Annotated in this window: 19 protein-coding genes; 7 read left to right on the top strand and 12 right to left on the bottom strand. The window is 65.0% G+C overall.

Annotated elements, in window-relative coordinates:
• The first annotated feature begins 33 nt into the window (after nt 1-33).
• From acuI to KMZ29_RS20725, 5 genes are all read left to right on the top strand, one after another.
• Nucleotides 34-1020, top strand: a complete 987-nt coding sequence (gene acuI, locus KMZ29_RS20745; RefSeq protein ID WP_215620968.1) for an acrylyl-CoA reductase (NADPH) — start codon at nt 34-36, stop codon at nt 1018-1020.
• A gap of 116 nt (nt 1021-1136) precedes the next feature.
• On the top strand, nt 1137-1736 hold the full coding sequence (locus KMZ29_RS20740) for a hypothetical protein (protein WP_215620967.1): 600 nt from the start codon (nt 1137-1139) through the stop codon (nt 1734-1736).
• 340 nt (nt 1737-2076) lie between these two features.
• Nucleotides 2077-2253: a hypothetical protein gene (locus KMZ29_RS20735; protein WP_215620966.1), complete on the top strand. Its 177-nt coding sequence runs from the start codon at nt 2077-2079 to the stop codon at nt 2251-2253.
• The gene (locus KMZ29_RS20730; protein ID WP_215620965.1) at nt 2250-4277 is read left to right on the top strand and encodes a methyl-accepting chemotaxis protein; all 2028 of its coding nucleotides are present in this window, start codon (nt 2250-2252) and stop codon (nt 4275-4277) included. Before KMZ29_RS20735 ends, KMZ29_RS20730 begins: the two co-directional genes overlap by 4 nt.
• 173 nt (nt 4278-4450) lie before the next feature.
• Nucleotides 4451-6601, top strand: coding sequence for a methyl-accepting chemotaxis protein (locus KMZ29_RS20725; RefSeq protein ID WP_215624351.1), 2151 nt, complete (start codon nt 4451-4453; stop codon nt 6599-6601).
• A 66-nt stretch (nt 6602-6667) separates the two neighbouring features.
• Here KMZ29_RS20725 and KMZ29_RS20720 read toward each other — a convergent pair whose 3' ends face one another.
• The 6 genes from KMZ29_RS20720 to ygfZ form a co-directional block, all read right to left on the bottom strand.
• Nucleotides 6668-9367 (bottom strand): DUF2339 domain-containing protein, encoded by a 2700-nt coding sequence (locus KMZ29_RS20720; RefSeq protein ID WP_215620964.1) that lies wholly within the window; start codon nt 9365-9367, stop codon nt 6668-6670.
• Nucleotides 9368-9443: 76 nt separating this feature from the next.
• Complete coding sequence (locus KMZ29_RS20715) at nt 9444-10421, bottom strand: NUDIX hydrolase (RefSeq protein ID WP_215620963.1); 978 nt, start codon at nt 10419-10421, stop codon at nt 9444-9446.
• 19 nt (nt 10422-10440) lie between these two features.
• Entirely contained in the window at nt 10441-10947 is a 507-nt protein-coding gene (locus tag KMZ29_RS20710; protein WP_215620962.1) for a tyrosine phosphatase family protein, read from the bottom strand.
• Between the two features lie 72 nt (nt 10948-11019).
• Nucleotides 11020-11637: a YfbR-like 5'-deoxynucleotidase gene (locus KMZ29_RS20705; RefSeq protein ID WP_215620961.1), complete on the bottom strand. Its 618-nt coding sequence runs from the start codon at nt 11635-11637 to the stop codon at nt 11020-11022.
• Nucleotides 11634-12260, bottom strand: coding sequence for a DNA-3-methyladenine glycosylase I (locus KMZ29_RS20700; RefSeq protein WP_215620960.1), 627 nt, complete (start codon nt 12258-12260; stop codon nt 11634-11636). The genes KMZ29_RS20705 and KMZ29_RS20700 overlap by 4 nt, the downstream gene beginning before the upstream one ends.
• Nucleotides 12257-13138, bottom strand: a complete 882-nt coding sequence (gene ygfZ / locus KMZ29_RS20695) for a CAF17-like 4Fe-4S cluster assembly/insertion protein YgfZ (protein WP_215620959.1) — start codon at nt 13136-13138, stop codon at nt 12257-12259. Before ygfZ ends, KMZ29_RS20700 begins: the two co-directional genes overlap by 4 nt.
• 208 nt (nt 13139-13346) lie before the next feature.
• Between ygfZ and KMZ29_RS20690 the strand changes: the two genes are divergently transcribed.
• Nucleotides 13347-14681: a dihydroorotase gene (locus tag KMZ29_RS20690; RefSeq protein ID WP_215620958.1), complete on the top strand. Its 1335-nt coding sequence runs from the start codon at nt 13347-13349 to the stop codon at nt 14679-14681.
• 135 nt (nt 14682-14816) lie between these two features.
• On the opposite strand, the gene KMZ29_RS20685 is transcribed toward KMZ29_RS20690, so the two are convergent.
• The 4 genes from KMZ29_RS20685 to KMZ29_RS20670 all read right to left on the bottom strand — a co-directional run bounded on the left by KMZ29_RS20685 (nt 14817) and on the right by KMZ29_RS20670 (nt 16628).
• On the bottom strand, nt 14817-15083 hold the full coding sequence (locus tag KMZ29_RS20685; protein ID WP_215603116.1) for a hypothetical protein: 267 nt from the start codon (nt 15081-15083) through the stop codon (nt 14817-14819).
• Nucleotides 15084-15239: 156 nt separating this feature from the next.
• Nucleotides 15240-15617, bottom strand: a complete 378-nt coding sequence (locus KMZ29_RS20680; protein WP_215620957.1) for a TIGR02301 family protein — start codon at nt 15615-15617, stop codon at nt 15240-15242.
• Between the two features lie 67 nt (nt 15618-15684).
• Nucleotides 15685-16110 (bottom strand): NUDIX hydrolase, encoded by a 426-nt coding sequence (locus tag KMZ29_RS20675; protein WP_215620956.1) that lies wholly within the window; start codon nt 16108-16110, stop codon nt 15685-15687.
• Nucleotides 16111-16115: 5 nt separating this feature from the next.
• Nucleotides 16116-16628, bottom strand: coding sequence for a hypothetical protein (locus KMZ29_RS20670; protein WP_215620955.1), 513 nt, complete (start codon nt 16626-16628; stop codon nt 16116-16118).
• 62 nt (nt 16629-16690) lie between these two features.
• Between KMZ29_RS20670 and KMZ29_RS20665 the strand changes: the two genes are divergently transcribed.
• Nucleotides 16691-17455 carry an SOS response-associated peptidase gene (locus tag KMZ29_RS20665; protein WP_215620954.1) on the top strand — a complete coding sequence of 255 codons (765 nt, stop codon included), beginning with the start codon at nt 16691-16693 and terminating at the stop codon, nt 17453-17455.
• Nucleotides 17456-17635: 180 nt separating this feature from the next.
• Here KMZ29_RS20665 and KMZ29_RS20660 read toward each other — a convergent pair whose 3' ends face one another.
• Together KMZ29_RS20660 and KMZ29_RS20655 are read right to left on the bottom strand one after the other, a co-directional pair.
• A complete protein-coding gene (locus tag KMZ29_RS20660; protein ID WP_215620953.1) occupies nt 17636-18274 on the bottom strand; it encodes an aspartate/glutamate racemase family protein in 639 nt (212 codons plus the stop codon).
• Between the two features lie 15 nt (nt 18275-18289).
• A complete protein-coding gene (locus tag KMZ29_RS20655; RefSeq protein WP_215620952.1) occupies nt 18290-18871 on the bottom strand; it encodes an NUDIX hydrolase in 582 nt (193 codons plus the stop codon).
• Nucleotides 18872-19009: the final 138 nt, after the last annotated feature.

Genomic DNA, 19009 nt, shown 5'->3' with positions numbered 1-19009 from the left:
AACATCTCGGGCTGAAAAAATCGGGAGTTTACGTTGGGAACGTTCAGGGCGATCAGGATCGACAAGGCGGAAAAGGGCACCACCGCCGCGCTCACGCAATTCGATGAAGCCGAATTGATGGAGGGCGACGTCACGGTGCGGGTCGAATATTCCGCGCTCAACTACAAGGACGGCCTGGCCGTCACCGGCAAGGCGCCGGTGGTGCGGCGTTTCCCGATGATCGCCGGCATCGACTTTGCGGGCACCGTCGAGCAGTCGTCGCATCCGGCCTGGAAGGCCGGCGACAAGGTGATCTGCACCGGCTGGGGCATGGGCGAGACCCATCTCGGCGCCTATGCCGAAAAGGCCCGCGTCAAGGGTGACTGGCTGGTGAGCCTGCCCGGGACCATGTCAGCACGCGACGCGATGGCGATCGGCACCGCCGGTTTGACCGCGATGCTGTCGGTGCTGGCGCTGGAGAAGTACGGCCTCACCCCGAAGGACGGTCCGGTCGTGGTCACCGGCGCCGCCGGCGGCGTCGGATCGGTCGCCACGGCCGTGCTCTCGAAACTCGGCTATCACGTCATCGCTTCGACCGGCCGCATGACGGAGGCGGACTATCTGAAAGGGTTGGGCGCGGCCGAGGTGATCGATCGCGCCGAACTGTCGGGCCCGGCCAAGCCGCTGGCGAAGGAGCGTTGGGCAGGCGGGGTCGACAGCGTCGGTTCCACCACGCTGGCCAACGTTCTTTCCATGACGAAATACCGGGGCGCCATCGCCGCCTGCGGCCTCGCCGCCGGCATGGACCTGCCGTCCTCGGTGGCGCCGTTTATTTTGCGCGGAGTGTGCCTTCTCGGCATCGATTCCGTGATGTGCCCGATCGAGCTCAGAAAGACCGCCTGGAATCGCCTCGCGAGCGATCTTGTTCCTGGAAAACTTACTGAAATCACTCACGAAATTGGCCTGGACGAGGTCATCGGCGCCGGCGCCAAGATCCTCGCCGGCCAGGTTCGAGGGCGAATCGTGGTAAAAATTCTCTAACGGCGTTCAGACTTTACCAACCAAGCTGCTCCAATGTTGCCACGGTTAGTATGGTAAGCAGCGGGTAAAGAGACCTCAGGCGGTTACCCGCGCTCGGTAAAGTTCGGAGTTGCAGCATGGTTGCGCGTTACGTGTTGGGGGTCGTCGCGGCCGGTGCGGTGATCGCGCCCGCCCTGGCCGGGCAGATGAACGCCGATGAGGCGCGCAGGTTCGTAATCGGCAAGGTTTTCGCATTTACCTGTTTCGACGGTACTCGTGGCGCGGGCCGGGTGCTCGATGACATGGGCGCCGCCGGCGCCGTGCAATTCAGTGGTTCGGGTCCGGTGCGCCACATGCGGCTGCCCGGCAATACGCTGCAAGTCCGCGGCCAGGCCGTATGCGCGTCGATCAAGGGCATTCCGTTCCAGCCCTGTTTCAATCTCGACAAGAAGGACGAGCGCAGCTTCCGCGGCTCGGTCTCGGGCATGGCTTTCGCCTATTGCGATTTCCGCCATCAGGGCGCGGCGCAGATGCTGATGGCGCGCGCGGTGGCCCGGCCGCGTTCGCTGCATGCGCCGGCACGCTCCCGCTCGGCGGACGCATCGCGGAACGACATCACGGCGAGCGTCGAGACACCGAAGGTCGAGAGCGCCAGGCTCGAGCCGGTCAAATCCGAAGCGCGATCGGAACCGGCGAAACCGGAAAGTGCGCCGGAACTTCGCCGCTCGACCGACTGATGCGGCACAGGCGCCGGTGCGCCTCGCATTTCCCACGCCCGACTGACAAGCTGGAGGGGGCGACCATTCCGTCGGCGCGCCGCAGTCACGCCGAATGGCGCATGGATTTGCTCGACCAATCCAAAAAGCCTGTGTTCCGGGTTCGCCTCGTCGCGGAGTCGATCTGCTAGACCGGGGCGCCCGCGTGATGGCTTCGCGGATCGATTTCGGGCATTTCCCCGTATTCGTACTCAGTTCCTGTTAACTCCAATATGGAGCCTGGAAAGTATTGCTCGGCTGATGGCGGTCACTGGCGAAGTTGATTTCAGTTCAACCGCCGGGGCATTCTGCGAAGTGACCAATGCTGGCGCATTTTTGGCCGGTGACCCGTAATCTTACGGGCCCCAAAATTAACAGGATTTTGCAGCGCGAAAGTTATGGCTCGGATGTGGAGGCGCCGGTCGCTTCCTGGAGTCGATTCGTCGTGGCGCGCCCCGGCTGCAAATTCATTCAAGTCATTCAAGGCTCGATAAAATGATCCTCAATCGCATTGGCAATAAATTGGGCCTCGCCGGCGTTGCCGGAATCCTGCTGGCGATCGGCATGGTGATGAATCAGACCGCCACCGAGTCCTCGGTGTTCGAGGCCAATCGGCGCGCCGGGGTGCAGCAGCAGATTTCCGCCATTGCGCTGAAGGCGGAATCGGAAATGCGAAACATGCAGCTTGCCGTGCGTGGCGTGCGCCTGGCAAGGACGGCGGAAGTCGTCGCCAAAGGCAGGAGCCAGTTTGGGATTGCGCGCGATGCCCAGGCGAAGCTGCTGGATACCGCCCTCGCGCTCGCCCTCGAGCCCCAGTCGAAGGAGTTGTTCGGCAACATCAAGACGAAAACGGAGGCCTACGCCGTCGGGGCGGACGAGCAGGCGAAGTTGATGCTGAAGGTTCTTGAACTCAATCAAAAGCGAATTGCCGTCTTCGACCAGTGGGACGCCGCGCTCGGCAAATCGCTGGCGGCGCTGGCCTCGGCGGGGGCTTCGAACCGCGCCGAGATTCAAAACCTTCTGCGCGATGCCGACGGCGCCCTGAACGCCGTCCAGGCCGGGGGCTGGCGCTTCTTTGCAACCGGGGAAACCGATCAGAAGGGCAAGCTCGTCGGCAAGGCCGGCGTTTCATCCCAGTCGCTGAAGAAGGCGCGCGATCTGGCGGAGGACAAGCCGCTGCAGGATGCGATCGGTGTGCTCAGCCCGCTGGTGGGACAGGTTGTCGCCCTGACCGATGAAGTCATCGAAGCCGACCTCCTGAAGAACAAGATCAGCCGGGAGCAAACCATCCCGACCGCCAATGCAGTCGCCGAACTACTGAGTTCCGCGGTGGCGGTCGCGCAGAAGGCGGTGACGGAAAGTGCGACGGATGTCAGCGAAAAGATGCGGCGCGCCGGTCAGGTGGCGCTCGGGTTCGGCTGCGCCATCATTGTGATGCTGATCGGATCGAGCGCTTTTTCGTTCTTCGGCATAGCGCGGCCGATGACCCGGCTGAACGGCGCGATGAACGAGATGGCCGAAGGCCATCTCGATGTGGTCATCCCCGGTGCAAACCGCGGCGACGAGATCGGCGACATGGCCAAGACCATCGCGGTGATCCGCAACAATGCCGAGCAAAAGGCGCGAGACGAAGCCGAAGCCAAGGTCAGGCAGGATCAGGCCCTTGCCGAACTGCGCAAGGCGGACATGCGCAAGCTCGCCGATTCCTTTGAGAGCGCGGTGGGTGAGATCGTCGAGACGGTGTCGTCGGCTTCGACCGAGCGGGAGGCCTCCGCCAATACGCTGACGACGACCGCGGAGCGGTCGCAGGAACTCGCGACCGTGGTCGCGGCCGCCTCCGAAGAGGCTTCCACCAATGTGCAGTCGGTGGCTTCGGCGACCGAAGAGATGTCGTCGTCGGTCAACGAAATCAGCCGCCAGGTTCAGGACTCGGCGCGAATGGCCAGCGAGGCTGTCGATCAGGCACGTACGACCAACGATCGCGTCAGTGAATTGTCGCAGGCCGCAAGCCGCATCGGCGACGTCGTCGAGCTGATCAACACCATTGCCGGACAGACCAACCTGCTGGCGCTGAACGCCACCATCGAGGCCGCCCGCGCCGGCGAGGCCGGCCGCGGATTCGCGGTCGTGGCCTCCGAGGTCAAGGCGCTGGCCGAGCAGACCGCGAAAGCGACTGGCGAGATCGGCCTGCAGATCAGCGGTATCCAGTCCGCGACGCAGGAGTCGGTAAACGCCATCAAGGAAATCAGCGGCACCATCGAAAGGTTGTCCGAGATCTCGTCGACCATCGCGGCGGCGGTGGAGGAGCAGGGCGCGGCCACGCAGGAGATTTCCCGCAACGTCCAGCAGGCTGCCCAGGGAACGGTACAGGTCAGCTCCAACATCGCCGACGTGCAGCGCGGCGCCAGCGAGACCGGCTCGGCCTCCTCGCAGGTTCTCTCCGCCGCGCAGTCGTTGTCCGGCGATTCCAGCCGGCTCAAGCTCGAGGTCGGCAAGTTCCTCAATTCGGTCAGGGCGGCCTGACGGCGGCAGTAAGCGGGCCTGGCAGTTCGCTTCGCGAGCGCGTCAGCGCGATCTCGTTGCAACCATTGCGCGCTCCGTAATCATACTGGTCCGTTGCTTCATTGCCCATTAATTCAGCAATGAAAAAGTTACCGAAGATCCAAAAATCGGGTTGCGGAAATAGGGGCACGACAATGCGCAGCAATCTTCCCGTCACAGCTGTCGAATTTCCCATCACCGATACTACCCTCATCGTCTCGAAGACGGACACCAAGGGAAGGCTGATCTATTGCAACGACGCCTTTGTTGAAGTCTCGGGCTTCAGCGAAGCGGAGTTGATGGGGCAGCCTCACAATATCGTTCGCCATCCGGACATGCCGCCTGAAGCATTCGAGAATCTCTGGGCCACGCTCCAGGCCGGCAAGCCGTGGGTGGGCGCGGTGAAGAACCGCCGCAAGAATGGCGATTTCTATTGGGTGCTGGCGACCGCATCTCCGATCCTGGAGAATGGACATATCACCGGCTATACGTCCATCCGAACCAGGTTACCCGCCGAGCAGCGCCAGGAAGCCGAGCATGTCTACGCGCTGCTGCGTGCCAACAAGGCGCAGGGCTACAGGATCGATGCCGGCATCATCCGCCGCCGCTCGCCGCTGGACTTCCTCGCAATCTTCACCGGCTCACTGAATGCAAGGCTGATCACGCTGGTTGCGACCCTGGGACTTTTCATGCTGACCATCGGGCTGGCCGGCATTCTGGCGACACGGGACAGCAATGCGCGGATGAAGTCGATCTACGAGGATCGCGCGATGCCGCTGGCGCAGCTGTTCGAGATCAACGATCGCATGGAAAAAAATACCATCGTGCAATACGACGCCGTCACCAACGGCCGCGCCGGCAAGCCGATCGGCGATGTCGCCGGCAAGGTCGCCACCAACATCGAGGTCATCTCCAAGATGTGGACCGAATATATGGCGACCTACCTTACGCCGGAGGAGAAGGCCGCCGCCGACAGTTTCACTCTGAAGCGCAAGAATTATGTCGAGAGCGCCATCAGGCCGGCGCTTGCGCTGCTCGCCGATCGCAAATATGACGAGGCGAGCACGCTTCTGGCAGGCAAGGCGAGCGAGTTGTTCGCTCTGGCCAAGCAGGATCTGGATAAGCTGGTTGCGATCCAGGTCAAGGAAGCCAGGGCGGAATACGAGGCCGCCGAGCGCCAATATGCCATCGTAATCGGGGTTGCGGCCGCCATCCTGATCACGGGTCTATTGCTGGGTGGATTGCTCGGCAGGCAGACCATCCGGGCCATCGTCCGCCCGCTTGGACGGCTCAATGATGTCATGGGGAGCATCACGCGAGGCAAACTCGACAGCAACATATTGGTCGAGCGCGATGATGAAGCCGGCGTGGCGCTGCGTAATCTGCAGACGCTGCAGGCGATCATCCGCTTCGACCGCGAAGAATTGAAAGATTCCGAAACGCGTTCGGCGATTCGGCGCAAAGCGGATATGAGCCGGCTGGCCGACGATTTCGAAGGCGCCGTCGGTGCGATCATCGAGACCGTGTCCTCTGCCGCAACTGAACTCGAAGCTTCCGCCGGTACGCTCACCTCGTCCGCGGAACGGTCGCAGGAACTCGCAACAGCGGTCGCGGCGGCCTCCGAAGAAGCGTCCACCAATGTGCAGTCGGTGGCTTCTGCGACCGAGGAGATGTCGTCGTCGGTCAACGAAATCAGCCGTCAGGTTCAAGACTCGGCGCGGATGGCCGGCGACGCCGTTGATCAGGCGCGCACCACGACCGATCGCGTCAGCGAGTTGTCGAAGGCCGCAAGCCGCATCGGCGATGTGGTCGAACTGATCAACACCATCGCCGGGCAGACCAACCTGCTGGCGCTGAACGCCACCATCGAGGCCGCCCGCGCCGGCGAGGCCGGCCGCGGGTTCGCGGTCGTGGCCTCCGAGGTCAAGGCGCTGGCTGAGCAGACCGCGAAAGCGACCGGCGAGATCGGCCAGCAGATCACCGGGATCCAGGCCGCGACGCAGGAGTCGGTGAACGCCATCAAGGAAATCAGCGGCACCATCGAAAGGCTGTCCGAGATCTCATCGACCATCGCGGCGGCGGTGGAAGAGCAGGGTGCGGCGACGCAGGAGATCTCCCGCAACGTGCAGCAAGCGGCACAAGGTACGATGCAGGTCAGCTCCAACATCACCGACGTGCAGCGCGGCGCCGGCGAGACCGGATCGGCGTCCTCGCAGGTCCTCTCCGCGGCGCAGTCGTTGTCCGGCGATTCCAGCCGGCTCAAGCTCGAGGTCGGCAAGTTCCTCAGTTCGGTAAGGGCGGCCTGACACGAGCGAAGGCCGGCTCAATGTGAGCCGGCCTCCGGTGTTCGTCACACAGGCGGGATCATCCGGCTACGCGCCCGGCTCCGCGGCAGGCGCGGCCGGCAGCGCCTGCCGGCGGAACAGGATGCGCTGGTACAGCCAGCCGATCGCCACCAGCACCAGACCGAGGCACATGAACGACAGCGCCCGATAGACGCCTGTCAGCGTCGACATGTCGATCAGGAACGCCTTCAGGATGGTGAGCGCGATCACCACCGCGGAGGCGAGGCGGGCACGCTGCGAATTGAACAGGATGCCGATGCCGAGCAGCACGACGCCGAACACCAGCCATGCGATCGAGTAAGTGTATTGCTCGGCGCCGGTGGTCACGCCGCGGCTCAGGACCGGGCCGTGATAGAGCCTGCGGATCTCGAACGTGACATAGGTCAGGGCGAGTATCAGCGCAGCCGCCGCGACGGTGTTGGCGTAGCTCGCAGCCCGCCGGCCCGCCACCGCATAGGACAGCAGCAGCGCCAGCACTGCGGGTCCGGCGTAAGCCAGCAGCAGCAGGTTGAAGAACGCGCCTCCAACGTCGATCGGCCAGAGCAGGGGATTCTCCAGCACCATCAGGCCGGCCGCGGCAGCTATCCCGGCAAACGCCGTGAGCAGGATCGCGCCGACATTGTGGACGATGCTCCCGGTGCGGATCCGCAGCCGCTCCAGGCCGATCGCCATCGCCAGCGTTGCGCAGACCTGCAGCGCCACTTCGGTCAGGCCGGCCGTGGCGCGGTAGACATCGCCGCCGTTCACGGTATGGCGGATTTCCATGAACACCAGCAGCACCGTGAACAGGATCGCCGCCGACTCCACGACCCGCAGCGGCGCATCGTCGGCGCGGCGGCGCAGGAAGTAGCTTCCGGCCCAGAACGACAGCGCCGGAATGCCATAGCCCCACAATAGCCAGTTGAATATCGGTGTGGTTCCGACCGCATTGCCGACGATGCGCGGCTCGTAGCCGATCCGCAGCACCACGATGCCGGCAAGAATGGCGGCCAGCGAACGCAGGAACGGTATCGGCCGCTGCAGCGAAATCCACGCCGTGCCGAGCGACATCAGCGCCAGCGCGATGGTGAGCCATCCCTTTTCCAGCGCGAAGGTCAGCGCCAGCGCCAGCGCGCCCAGCGACCCCGTGGCGAACAGCGCGATCGAAATCGGCAGGCCCGGCCGGTGGTCGCGTTTGGTGAGAATTTCCGTCGCAGCGCCATACGCCGCCGCCAGCAGCACCGCCAGGATCGCAAACGGGATCGAGCGATCGAGATGCGAGATGCGGGCGTAGAGCGCGATCAGCAGCGCCAGCGGCGTGAACACGGCGGCGGCCGACCAGACCACCGGGATAACGGCGCTGGCGGATCGGCCCTGCGCCAGAAATCCCGCGATGCCGAAACCGCCGGCGAAGATCGCCGCGGATATCAGGTGCACCGTGACCGAAGCATCGGTCGCGGCGGGGCCGATGCCGGGCAGCGGGCCGCCCGGCAGCAGCACCAGCATGTCCGGATTGCCGCGCACCGCCCATTCGGCAAACACCACGAAGACCAAAGCGGCGGCGGCGCCGACCGCGGCCGTGGCGGCTGGCGCACGCCATGCGACCAGCAAGGTGGCGGCGACCAGGATCGCGAACACGATGATGGCGGTGTCGGCATGGAGACTCTGAAGCACGATCAAGGTGGCGCCCAGCAGGTAGGCCGCGAGCGAGCCGGAGGAGATCGGCTCGATCCGGTCATCGTCGGCGGCGGGACCGAACATGAATCCGCATACCACCAGCAACGCGGCTAGCACGAAGCCTGCGATGACGTGGAACGCGTGCGGTCCGACCATCGACGGCCCGCATTCCAGGCAGGGGAAAGTCCAGATCAGCGCGAAGGCGATGGTGGTGACTGCCAGCCAGCGCCACAGCCTGATCCGCGCCAGCCCGAACGCCGCCGCGGTGACGATGGCGAGATAGAGGTAGAGCGCCCAGTAATCCGGCTTGTCGGAAGAGACCAGCAGCGGAGTGACGAAGGCGGCGGCAATGCCGAGGCCCGCCAGTGCCGGCCCGTGCAGCAGCGCCGCGGCGAGCGTGCCCAGCGCCACCATCCCGAGCAGGATGAAGGCGGTGGCGGGCGCGAGAAATTCATACAGCGCATAGGCGGCATAGACGGTCGCAAATGCCACCGCGGTGCCGGCGGCGGTGAGGATCGCGGGGATATTGGCGATCGGCAGCGGTTCGATCGCCGAGACGTTTTCCTTGCGGCGGGTCCATTCACCGGCCGCCAGCAAGGCGAGCGCGAACAGGCCGCCGAGTATGGTGCGCACGCCGGGGCCGAGCAGCCCGGCCTCGATCGAATAGCGCACCATGAAGAAGCCGCCGAGCGCCAGCGTCAGGCCGCCGACCCAGACCACCCAGCGGGTGCCGATCCGCTCCTCGAAGCCGGGCTGGGGTTGCGGAAGCGGCGGCGGCGTAGCTGCGCCGTCAGTCGCGGCCGCCGGCGCGGCATCTTGCGCTTCCGCGGCAGGCGCGGCCGTTTCAATCTCGCCGACCGTTGCCGGTTGTTCGGCGGCAACGGATGGCGATGCGGCGAGACCTTGCTCGACTTCCTGGAGCGGTGCGAGCGGTGGCGGAGCAGCTCCCGCCTGCAGCGCGGTGGCCTCGATCGCATCCAGCCGCGCACGCAAGGTGGCGGTCTGGTTGAACGCCTTGCGTGCGACGATAAGCGCGATGATGGCAACCACCAGCGAGAAAAATTCCAACATCAAGCCTCCAGGCGATCGGCCCGGGGTCGGGGCTTACCGCATTAAGATATTCAGTGTCTCGGCGCCGTCAGACGATCTAGCGTCTTCCGCGCACCCGCAGGCCCGGCGCCGGCCGTTCCTGCAGCACCTCGCGGCGGAAGCGAAATAGCGCGGCAGGCCGCCCACCGGTCTGTGTCGACATCACGCCGGTTGGTTCGACCAAAGCGCCGGCTTCCACCAGCCGGCGGAAATTCTGCTTGTGCAGATGCCGCCCCGAGATCGCTTCCACGGTCCGCTGCAGTTCAGTGAGTGTGAACTCGGGCGGCAAAAGTTCAAATACCACCGGGCGATATTTCAGCTTGGCGCGCAGCCGGGCGATCGCCGTGGCCAGGATTCGGCGGTGGTCGAAGCGCATCGGCACGCCGAGGACGGGAAGCTGTTTGCGCGCCAGCGCCGCGGGACGGCCGTCGCGCCGCGCCTCCTCGACCAGTCCGGCTTCGTAGAGCAGCTCATAGCGGTCGAGCACGCGCTCCTCGTCCCAATGCGCGCCCTCGGTGCCGAAATACAGCCGGACGCGATCCCTGCGGCTGAGGGCGCGGGTGGCGTCCGGTTGCTCGCTCGCGGCGGCCCAGTTCGTGAGATGGGGGATGATCGCGCGCTCGATGATGTCGGGCTGCGCTTGCCGCCAGTCCTCCCATGGAAAAAACCGGTACCAGGGCTCGAAGGTCGCGCCCGGCGCTCGCGAGGCGTTGTCGGCGGCGCGGGTGAGCGCGAGGTAGCCGATCGAGGCGACATGGGCGTCGGTGTCGCCGGCCTGGGTATGCCGGCCGCGGTCGCCGAACGTATAGAGCTGCTCGACATAACCCAGCCGCAAGCCTGCCTGTTCTTCCACCCAGGCGCGCAGGCCGATCTCGAAGGTGCGGTGCGCGACCGCGTCGAACGGGCCGAACGGAAGCCCGGCGGGCTTGTCGCCGTCGCCGGAGGATGCGGTCAGGATCAGCGGCTCGTTGCCTTCGATCGCGACGATGGCGGCGGTCAGGCCGATCTCGATCGGCGTCAGGAGCTTCTCGCTCATGGGGCGCCGTTGATGGGCATCAGTCGAGATCGATGCGGAACGGCCGGCCTTCGACCATCATGCTGCCCGGGCCCATTTCGTCGAGCGCGCGCAGCATCCGGCCTTCGCGCCCCAGCGCCTTGTCCGCCAGGCCGACGATCAGCCGGTTCGGCGATGCGATCGGAGAGGCCGCGCGGATCTGCCTGGCAATCGAAATTTCATCGCGATGCGGATTGAGCAGGCAGACGGCGGCAAAGGCGCTCGCGGTCGAGCGGCTGATGCCGGCATAGCAGTGGACCACCAGCGGCGCGTTGCGGTCCCAGCCGCGCACGAAGTTCAGAACCTGCTCGATATGCGAATCCGACGGCGCGACGAAGCCGTCCATGTGCTCGGTGATGTCGTCCATCTGCACCTTCAGATGGTTGGCCGGCAGCACCGATTCCGGCCGCTGCACCTGATCGACATTGGCCATGACGGTCAGGACATGGCTGGCGCCGGTAGCCCTGACGGTATCGGGAAGTGCGGCGAGCGAACAGACGTGAATCATGGCGGTCCTTCTTTTCGCGGCGATTATAGGCCCGCACCCGGGGGCGTGAAAGCCGGTTCAGGGCCTTGATGTTCAGGTGTGCAAGGTCTTGAACCGTTCCAGAAACCGCTTCTCGGCCCTGGCCGCGGTCCATGGCGTCAGATAGTCCCGCACGGTCGAAGGCAGCAGGCCGGGATCGCGGCCGAACAGCCGTTTCGCCTCGGCCTGTGCAAAGCCGGCCAGCTCGGTCGCCTCGAGATAGGCCGCGCCCCGGTCGGCCGCCTTGATCGCCTGCGTGATTTCATCCGGCAGCACCGGCGGCAGTCCGAAGCGGATATGGATGGCGGCCAACAGCCGTTTTTCCACCGCCTTGTAGTCGCCGCCGAGCACCGCCTTGAACGGCGAGATCATGTCGCCGATGACATATTCCGGCGCGTCATGCAGCAATGCCGCAAGGCGCAGCCTGACGTCGACGCGCGGTGCGCGCTCGCGCATCACGGCTTCGACCAGCAGCGTGTGCTGCGCCACCGAAAAAATATGTGCGCCGCTGGTCTGCCCGTTCCAGCGCGCGACCCGCGCCAGGCCGTGGGCGATATCGGCGATCTCGATATCGAGCGGCGAGGGGTCCAGGAGGTCGAGCCGCCGCCCCGACAGCATCCGCTGCCAGACTCGGGCGGGCGCTGCTGAAGCGGGAGTGGTTTTTGCCGTCATTTGACTTTGAGGCGGGGCGCGCGGTGCTTTCCGGCGCAGGTATCGTGGCAGAAGCAGGTCACCAGATGATCGTTGACCATGCCGGTCGCCTGCATGAACGCGTAGACGATGGTCGGGCCGACGAATTTGAATCCGCGCGAGGCAAGTTCCTTGGACATCTTGATCGACAGCGGCGTCGATGCCGGCACGCTGGCGGTGGTCTTGAAGTTGTTGACCTTCGGCCTGCCGTCGACGAAGTCCCAGAGGAATTTCGAAAAGCCCGGCCCGTCTTCCATGATCTTCAGATAGGATTTGGCGCTATTCACCGCGCCCTCGATCTTGGCGCGGTTGCGGACGATGCCGGCGTCGTTCATCAGCGCGTGAACTTTTTTCGCATTGTAGCCCGCGATCTTTTCGGGCCGGAAATCGTCGAAAGCTTTGCGGAAGTTGTCGCGCTTGCGCAGGATCGTGATCCACGACAGTCCGGCCTGGAATCCGTCGAGGATGAGCTTTTCGTAGAGCGCCCGGTCGTCGTATTCCGGAACGCCCCATTCGGTATCGTGATAGGCCATGTAAAACGGGTCTTCGCCGGGCCACGGGCACCGCGTCAGGCCATCGGCATGCAGGCGCGCCGACTTGCTCATCCGACGGTCTGCTTCGGTGCGGCAGAAAGATCGTTTGGCTCGGCGAGGCGGAGGGCAAGACCGCCCGAGGTCAGCGCCGTTCCGGCGGCAAGCGCGTCGGCGGCGCGATCCATCCGGATCAGGGCGAGACCGTTGGTGCCGGCCGTCGAGCCGATGGTGCCGACCGGCTTGTCGCCGGCGAGGATAGGCGAGCCCGGTTCCGGCGACGGACCTTCAAGAACGATCCGAACAGTGCGGGTGCGTGCGGTGCCGCGATGCTGCATCCGCGACACCACTTCCTGGCCGACATAGCAGCCCTTGTCGAAATCGACGCCATGCAGGCGGTCCATGTTGGTCTCGTGCGGAAATGCGTCGCCGTACATGAAGTCGAGACCGCCGCGCGGAACGCCGGAGGCGATGCGATGCGCATCGTAGGCGGTGCTGTCGACCAGTTCCGCGCCGATCAGGTCGGCGACCTTCTGCGCGAGTTCCTGCGGGGCGAGAATCCGCCAGCCCAGCGCGGCATTGCGCGGATCGGCGAAGGTGAGATCCGGGTTCATGGCGGGTTCGCCATCCCAGGCCGCGAGCACGCCGAGGCTGTCCGAGAGGTTTTCGACAGCCACCTTGGCGCGCAGCTTGTAGAAACCGAGCTTGTCGGCGAGGCCTTGCGCCAGCACCCGCGGGCAATCGAGCAGGAAGCCGCCGCCATGGCCGGCCGGCGCCTCGGTGACCAGGAAATCGACCGTGATCTTGCCCTGCGGGGTCAGCAGCGCCCCGAACCGGCCGAGGCCGGGGCGGAGCAGCGTCATATCCGTGGTGACCAGGCCGTTGAGAAAGTTGCGCGCATCGTCGCCGCTGACCTTGACCACGCCCCGGTCGGGGAGAAACGCCGCTTTCATGCAAAGATCTCTTGTGACATGTTGCTGCGGAACGTAAGCCGCCAAGTCATAAACGACAAGGCCTGCGCCCGGCGTGGGATGACCCCATCCAGAGGAGCGGGCGCAGCCCGCGTCTCGAAGGATGGAATTGGCACTGAACGCGTCTCATGCTTCGAGACGGCCCTCGCGGGCCTCCTCAGCATGAGGATTGAGCCGAATACGAGGAACGATGAGTCAGAGTTTTGATGTGATTTTGAGGTCCGGCACCGTGGTCAATCAGGACGGTGAGGGCGTGCGCGACATCGGCGTCGTCAATGGCCGTATCGCTGAAATCGGTTCCCTCGGACAGGCGTCGGCTGCCGAAGTGATCGACTGCAAGGGCCTGCACATCCTGCCCGGCGTCATCGACACGCAGGTGCATTTTCGCGAGCCGGGCCTGACCCACAAGGAAGACCTCGAGACCGGTTCGCGCAGCGCGGTGATGGGGGGCGTGACGGCGGTGTTCGAAATGCCGAATACCGATCCCCTGACCATCACGGAAGCGACCTTCACCGGGAAGGTGAAGAGCGGCCGCCATCGCATGCATTGCGATTTCGCGTTCTTCATCGGCGGCACCCGGGAAAACGTTCAGGATCTGCCGGAGCTGGAACGCGCTCCCGGCTGCGCTGGCGTCAAGGTGTTCATCGGCTCGTCCACCGGCGCGCTGCTGGTCGAGGATGACGAAAGCCTGCGCCGGATTTTCCAGGTGATCAAACGCCGAGCCGCCTTTCATGCCGAGGACGAGTACCGCCTCAACGATCGCAAGGGACTGCGCGTCGAGGGCGATCCGCGCTCGCATCCGGTCTGGCGTGACGAGACCGCGGCGCTGATGGCGACCCAGCGGCTGGTCCAGCTCGCCCATGAAACGGGCAAGCGCATTCACGTGCTGCATATCTCCACCAAGCAGGAGATCGAGTTTCTGCGCGACCACAAGGACGTCGCCACCTGCGAGGCGACGCCGCATCACCTGACATTGACCGCGCCGGAATGCTATGAGCGGCTCGGCACCCGAGCGCAGATGAATCCGCCGGTGCGCTCGGCCGAGCATCGGGCCGGGATCTGGCGCGGCATCGAGCAGGGCATCGTCGACGTGCTCGGCTCCGATCACGCCCCGCACACCCTCGAGGAAAAGGCCAAGACCTATCCGGCTTCGCCCTCGGGCATGACCGGCGTGCAGACGCTGGTGCCCTTGATGCTCGATCACGTCAACGCCGGGCGATTGTCGCTACAGCGCTTCGTCGATCTCACCAGCGCGGGCCCGGCGCGGCTGTTCAACATCGCCTGCAAGGGCCGCATTGCGGCCGGTTACGATGCCGACTTCACGGTGGTCGATCTCAAGCGCAGCGAAACCATCACCGACGATTGGGTGGCCTCGCGCGCCGGCTGGACGCCGTATCACGGCGTGCGCGTCACCGGCTGGCCGGTCGGCACCTTTGTCAGGGGCCGCCGCGTGATGTGGCAGGGTGAACTGGTGACGCCATCGACCGGCGAACCGGTGCGGTTTCTGGAGACGCTGGGGGCGTAAGTCCAGGCAAACCGGTCATCGCCCGGCTTGACCGGGCGACCCAGTATTCCAGCGAAGCCAGTGGTTGAATCGAGAAGCTGCGGCGTACTGGATCACCCGCTTTCGCGGGTGACGACGGCGGAGTTTGTGCCGGGCCTACTGCTTCGCCAGCCGGGTCGAAAACTCGCCGTTGCGGACGCGGGTCGGCAGTCCCTCGACGAATTTCGCCACCGCGTCCTCGCCATAGGTCGCGACCAGTTCGGCAAAGGCTGCGAACAGGCTGGCCTGCGCCAGGCAGTCGCCATCGACGCCATCGTGCCGCGCCTCCGCCCAGGCCTCGTTGAGGTAGCTCAGCGCCGCCTGTTTCTGTTCGTGATCGGGCAGCGGGTCGCGGGCGGTTGTGAAGGACACTGGAGGGCTCATGAAACTCTGGCGGGACTGGCGCGCGATCCAGGGCGGAACGCATCTGACGCGCGAGGTGTAGCATGAGCTTCGCGGCCGCCTAGGCCAGTTCTTTAGGAAAGGTTAACGCCCCGGAACAAGATGATTCCATTGTTCCATATTCGAGCTTTTCGCCGCTCAGTTGGCGTAGCGGGCGGTCAGGTCCCGCGAGATCTTCGAGCCTTCCTCGATATACCGTCGGATCGCGATCGAGGCGGCCGGCGTGCAGGTCCGGTAGGTCTGCTGAAAGCCGTTATAGCCGCGGTTGAAGCCCGCGATCATGCGGGCGCGGCGGTCGCCGGAGGGGGTTTCGGCGTCGATCAGCGCCTGCATCTCGTTGCGCCATTTGGGGCCTTCGTTGGTGCCGCAAATGCCCCTGAGATAGTGCAGGGTGCCGAGGATCTCGGCCAGCCGCTGCAGGTCGCCGTCGAACGGCGCAGCCGCATCCTGGGCCCGCGCAGGGCCGGAAACGCACGCCGAGACAAGGATGAAAGCGGCCAGAATGTGCTTGAGCATTTTGGGGTCCAGAACCCGCCCGATATGCCTTTTCAATGCGCTGGAAGCAAGGCGCCGGCAGGCCGGTTCAGGCCCCGAGCAGGGCCCTGGCCGACCGGATGATCTCATCCAGGCCCCCGGTGACCTTGAGATCGCCGAGCGCATCCGGCGCCAGCCACCTGAAATCGTCGTGTTCGTGGTTCATGACCGGCTCGCCCGCGGTCCAGCGCGCCGCGAACGACATGATGAGATAATGGCCGCCGCCGGAGGTTCCCGGCACCACTTCGCGCCATCCGGCGAGCCCGGCAATCTCGATTTTCAGCCCGGTTTCCTCGTTGACCTCGCGATGCAGCGCCGCGTGCAGCGTCTCGCCGAATTCGACCCGGCCGCCGGGCAGGGAATAGAAGCCCTTGGCCGGGGACTTTGCCCGCCGCACCAGGAGGATCTTGCCGTCGCGGAAGATCGCCGCGCTGACGGCGAGCTGCGGATGCGAGGGCTGGGCCGGGGACGTCACGGCGGTCAGTGCGTCATGATGTAGTCGACGTCGGCCTCGGAGCCTCCATTGATGATGCCGCCGGCCAGCGTCACCAGCGGCTTGACCCAGCCGGTGGCCTGCTCGGCCAGCGTGGCGCGGGTCTTGTCCTGCTTGACTTCGCGCATGGCGTCGCTCACCGCGGTCAGAATCGAGGTCATGGCGCTGGTGATATTGTCGAACTCGGCGCGGATGACGGGATCGGCGGAATTATAGGCCGAAATCGCGAGGTCGCGGGCCTTGAAATTCGACGCCGTGAAATGTTCGGCATAGGACAGCGGTTGCCAGCCGAGGAAATCCTCGGCGCATTCCGGCATGTCCGGAATCATCTCGAGCAGCATCACGGCTTCGTTGAAGTGATTGAGGTAGTCGGTGGCGAGCCCGGTGCGGGGGTTGATGTTGGCGGCCCGCAGTTGCGCAGTCCGCGCGGCATCGCCGCCGCCAACCTTGCCAGGCGCCGTGCGATCGGGGTTAGCGGTTTGGGCGCCCGTTGCGGTCATCCGGTGCAGTGTTAACGTTTGGGGTTAAAAGGACCTGAACGGATGCCTGCCTGGGCCAGAGAATGTGTGGACGCTTCATCATTACTTCCCCGCCGGCCGCCGTGCGGCAGATTTTCGGCTACCTCGAGCAGCCCAATTTCCCGCCAAGGCATAATATTGCGCCGACGCAACCTATACCTGTCGTGATCGTCGAAAACGGTATCAGGCATTTCCGGCTGATGCGCTGGGGCCTGCTGCCGGCCTGGGTCAAGGACCCCAGGAAATTCACGCTGCTGATCAATGCGCGCTCGGAAACCGCAGCGGAAAAACCGGCCTTCAAGAACGCCATCCGGCGGCGGCGCTGCCTGATCCCGGCCGACGGCTATTACGAATGGCAGGCGGCCGAGAAGTGCAAGCGGCCTCACTTCATCCATCGCCGCGACGGGCAGCCGATGGGTCTGGCGGGGCTGGCGGAAACCTGGACCGGGCCCAACGGCGAGGAGCTCGACACGGTGGCGATCGTCACGGCACCGGCGAGCGCCGATCTTGCGGTGCTGCATCACCGCGTGCCGGTGACCATCGCGCCCGCCGATTTCGCGCGTTGGCTGGATTGCCGCGACGACAGCGCGGAGGGCGTGATGGCGCTCTTGGTCGCGCCGCAAGAAGGCGAATTCGTCTGGCACGAGGTTTCGACACGGGTCAATCGCGTCGCCAATGACGACGCGCAACTGATCCTGCCGATCACCGCGGAGGAGCGGGCGGCGGAAGCGCCGAAACCCGCGAAGAAGGCCACCCCGCGCAAGCCGGTGCCGGCGGCGTCCGATGACGGGCAGGGGAGTCTGTTTTGAATCCTCGTCGTCCCGGCCAAGCGAAGCGCGCGCCGGGACCCATAACCACCGGCCTTCGTGGTGTGAACGGCGTCAGGTATTCCGCCTTGATCGAGAGGACAACGCGGTTTGGGTCCCGGCGTGCGCCGGGACGACGTTGAGTGGTTGTTTGCCCTATCAGCAAAATATCAATCCCGCAGCTCACCCGGCAACGCCGAGCAACTGCTTCAGCTTCGCGACCGCGCTGTCCGGCGTGGTGAGCACCGGCCGGCCCGACGCCGCGGCCACCAGCTCGGCCGCCGGCGCCATACTGTATTGCGCGAGCGCGATCAGGTCGCAGCCCCGTAAATCGCGTGAGGCTTCCACGACCAGGCGATCGTGCCCGACGCGGTCGCCGTGATCCAGCGCTTCGAGCGCACCTTCCGCCAGCTTCGGCACGATCTCCACGGAAGCTGGAAATTCCGGCGGCATCGACACCAGCGTCGGCGCAAACGTCGAGAGCAGTCCGATCCTGCGGCCCTTCGCAACGGCCTGCTCGATCATCGCTTCATTGGGCTTGAGCACCGGCATCGGTGCGTGCGCGCGCGCCACCGCCTCGATGCAGGGGCCGAAGGCCGAGCAGGTGAACAGGATCGCGTCGACGCCGGTCGAGGCCGCATAGCGCCCGAGCGACAGGAAGCGCTCCGTCATCGCCTCGGTGAGGCGCCCGTCACGCTTGAGATCGGCCGACAGGCTGTCGTCGAGCAGGTTCATCAAAGTTGCGTGCGGCCACAGCCGGGCGAACGAGGCCTCGATCGGCTCAATCGAATGCTTCAGGGCGTGGATCAGTGCGATACGCATCGTGTTCAACCGTCCTCAGCGAAAAATATTCAGCGCCGCATATTGCAGCAGCATGATGGTCTTGGCATCCGCAATGCGGCCGTCGCCGATCATGTCGAGCGCCTGATCGATCGGAAGCTCCAGCACCTCGATGTCCTCGCCTTCGTCAGCGATGCCGCCGCCGCTGCCGATCTTCATGTGCGGCTGATACTCAGCGACGAAGAAGTGCAGCTTCTCGGTCACCGAGCCGGGGCTCATGAAGGCTTCGAACACCTTCTTGATATCGCCGAGCCGGTAGCCGGTTTCCTCTTCCGCCTCGGCGCGGATCCGGTTCTCCGGCGATTCATTATCGAGCAGGCCGGCGGCAGCCTCGATCAGGAGATCGTCGTGGCCGTTGACATAGGCCGGATAGCGGAACTGCCGCACCAGCACCACCGTGCGCTGTGCCAGATTATACGGCAGCAGCGTCGCGCCATTGCCGCGGTCGTAGGTTTCGCGATGCTGCGTCTGCCATTCGCCGTTGGCGCGGCGGAATTCGAAGGTGGTGGTCTTCAACGTGTAATGGTTGTCGGAGAGCACGCGGACGTTCTTGACGCGGATGCGGTCGGAAATGGTCATCTCGATTCCTGTCTGGTTCTCCTCGTCCTGAGGAGCGGCGTCTTCGCCGCGTCTCGAAGGATGAGGCCCATGGTTCGAGACGGCGCTGACGCGCCTCCTCACCATGAGGAGCATTGCCCGGCAGGCAGTACCTGCTGA

It is taken from the genome of Bradyrhizobium sediminis, assembly GCF_018736085.1.
GTDB classification, from domain to species: domain Bacteria; phylum Pseudomonadota; class Alphaproteobacteria; order Rhizobiales; family Xanthobacteraceae; genus Bradyrhizobium; species Bradyrhizobium sediminis.
The sequence above is the reverse complement of the archived record's forward strand: the minus strand, read 5'-3'. Positions and strand labels throughout refer to the sequence as shown.

What these genes read in the sequence shown, in the direction of transcription:
- KMZ29_RS20725 (WP_215624351.1), top strand. Translation starts at nt 4,451, where the DNA reads ATGCGCAGCAATCTTCCCGTCACAGCTGTCGAATTTCCCATCACCGAT.
- ygfZ (WP_215620959.1), bottom strand. Translation starts at nt 13,138, where the DNA reads ATGAAAGCGGCGTTTCTCCCCGACCGGGGCGTGGTCAAGGTCAGCGGC.
- KMZ29_RS20710 (WP_215620962.1), bottom strand. Translation starts at nt 10,947, where the DNA reads ATGATTCACGTCTGTTCGCTCGCCGCACTTCCCGATACCGTCAGGGCT.
- KMZ29_RS20705 (WP_215620961.1), bottom strand. Translation starts at nt 11,637, where the DNA reads ATGACGGCAAAAACCACTCCCGCTTCAGCAGCGCCCGCCCGAGTCTGG.
- KMZ29_RS20670 (WP_215620955.1), bottom strand. Translation starts at nt 16,628, where the DNA reads ATGACCGCAACGGGCGCCCAAACCGCTAACCCCGATCGCACGGCGCCT.
- KMZ29_RS20730 (WP_215620965.1), top strand. Translation starts at nt 2,250, where the DNA reads ATGATCCTCAATCGCATTGGCAATAAATTGGGCCTCGCCGGCGTTGCC.
- KMZ29_RS20690 (WP_215620958.1), top strand. Translation starts at nt 13,347, where the DNA reads ATGAGTCAGAGTTTTGATGTGATTTTGAGGTCCGGCACCGTGGTCAAT.
- KMZ29_RS20720 (WP_215620964.1), bottom strand. Translation starts at nt 9,367, where the DNA reads ATGTTGGAATTTTTCTCGCTGGTGGTTGCCATCATCGCGCTTATCGTC.
- KMZ29_RS20700 (WP_215620960.1), bottom strand. Translation starts at nt 12,260, where the DNA reads ATGAGCAAGTCGGCGCGCCTGCATGCCGATGGCCTGACGCGGTGCCCG.
- KMZ29_RS20735 (WP_215620966.1), top strand. Translation starts at nt 2,077, where the DNA reads ATGCTGGCGCATTTTTGGCCGGTGACCCGTAATCTTACGGGCCCCAAA.
- KMZ29_RS20660 (WP_215620953.1), bottom strand. Translation starts at nt 18,274, where the DNA reads ATGCGTATCGCACTGATCCACGCCCTGAAGCATTCGATTGAGCCGATC.
- KMZ29_RS20685 (WP_215603116.1), bottom strand. Translation starts at nt 15,083, where the DNA reads ATGAGCCCTCCAGTGTCCTTCACAACCGCCCGCGACCCGCTGCCCGAT.
- KMZ29_RS20715 (WP_215620963.1), bottom strand. Translation starts at nt 10,421, where the DNA reads ATGAGCGAGAAGCTCCTGACGCCGATCGAGATCGGCCTGACCGCCGCC.
- KMZ29_RS20680 (WP_215620957.1), bottom strand. Translation starts at nt 15,617, where the DNA reads ATGCTCAAGCACATTCTGGCCGCTTTCATCCTTGTCTCGGCGTGCGTT.
- KMZ29_RS20665 (WP_215620954.1), top strand. Translation starts at nt 16,691, where the DNA reads ATGTGTGGACGCTTCATCATTACTTCCCCGCCGGCCGCCGTGCGGCAG.
- KMZ29_RS20655 (WP_215620952.1), bottom strand. Translation starts at nt 18,871, where the DNA reads ATGACCATTTCCGACCGCATCCGCGTCAAGAACGTCCGCGTGCTCTCC.
- KMZ29_RS20740 (WP_215620967.1), top strand. Translation starts at nt 1,137, where the DNA reads ATGGTTGCGCGTTACGTGTTGGGGGTCGTCGCGGCCGGTGCGGTGATC.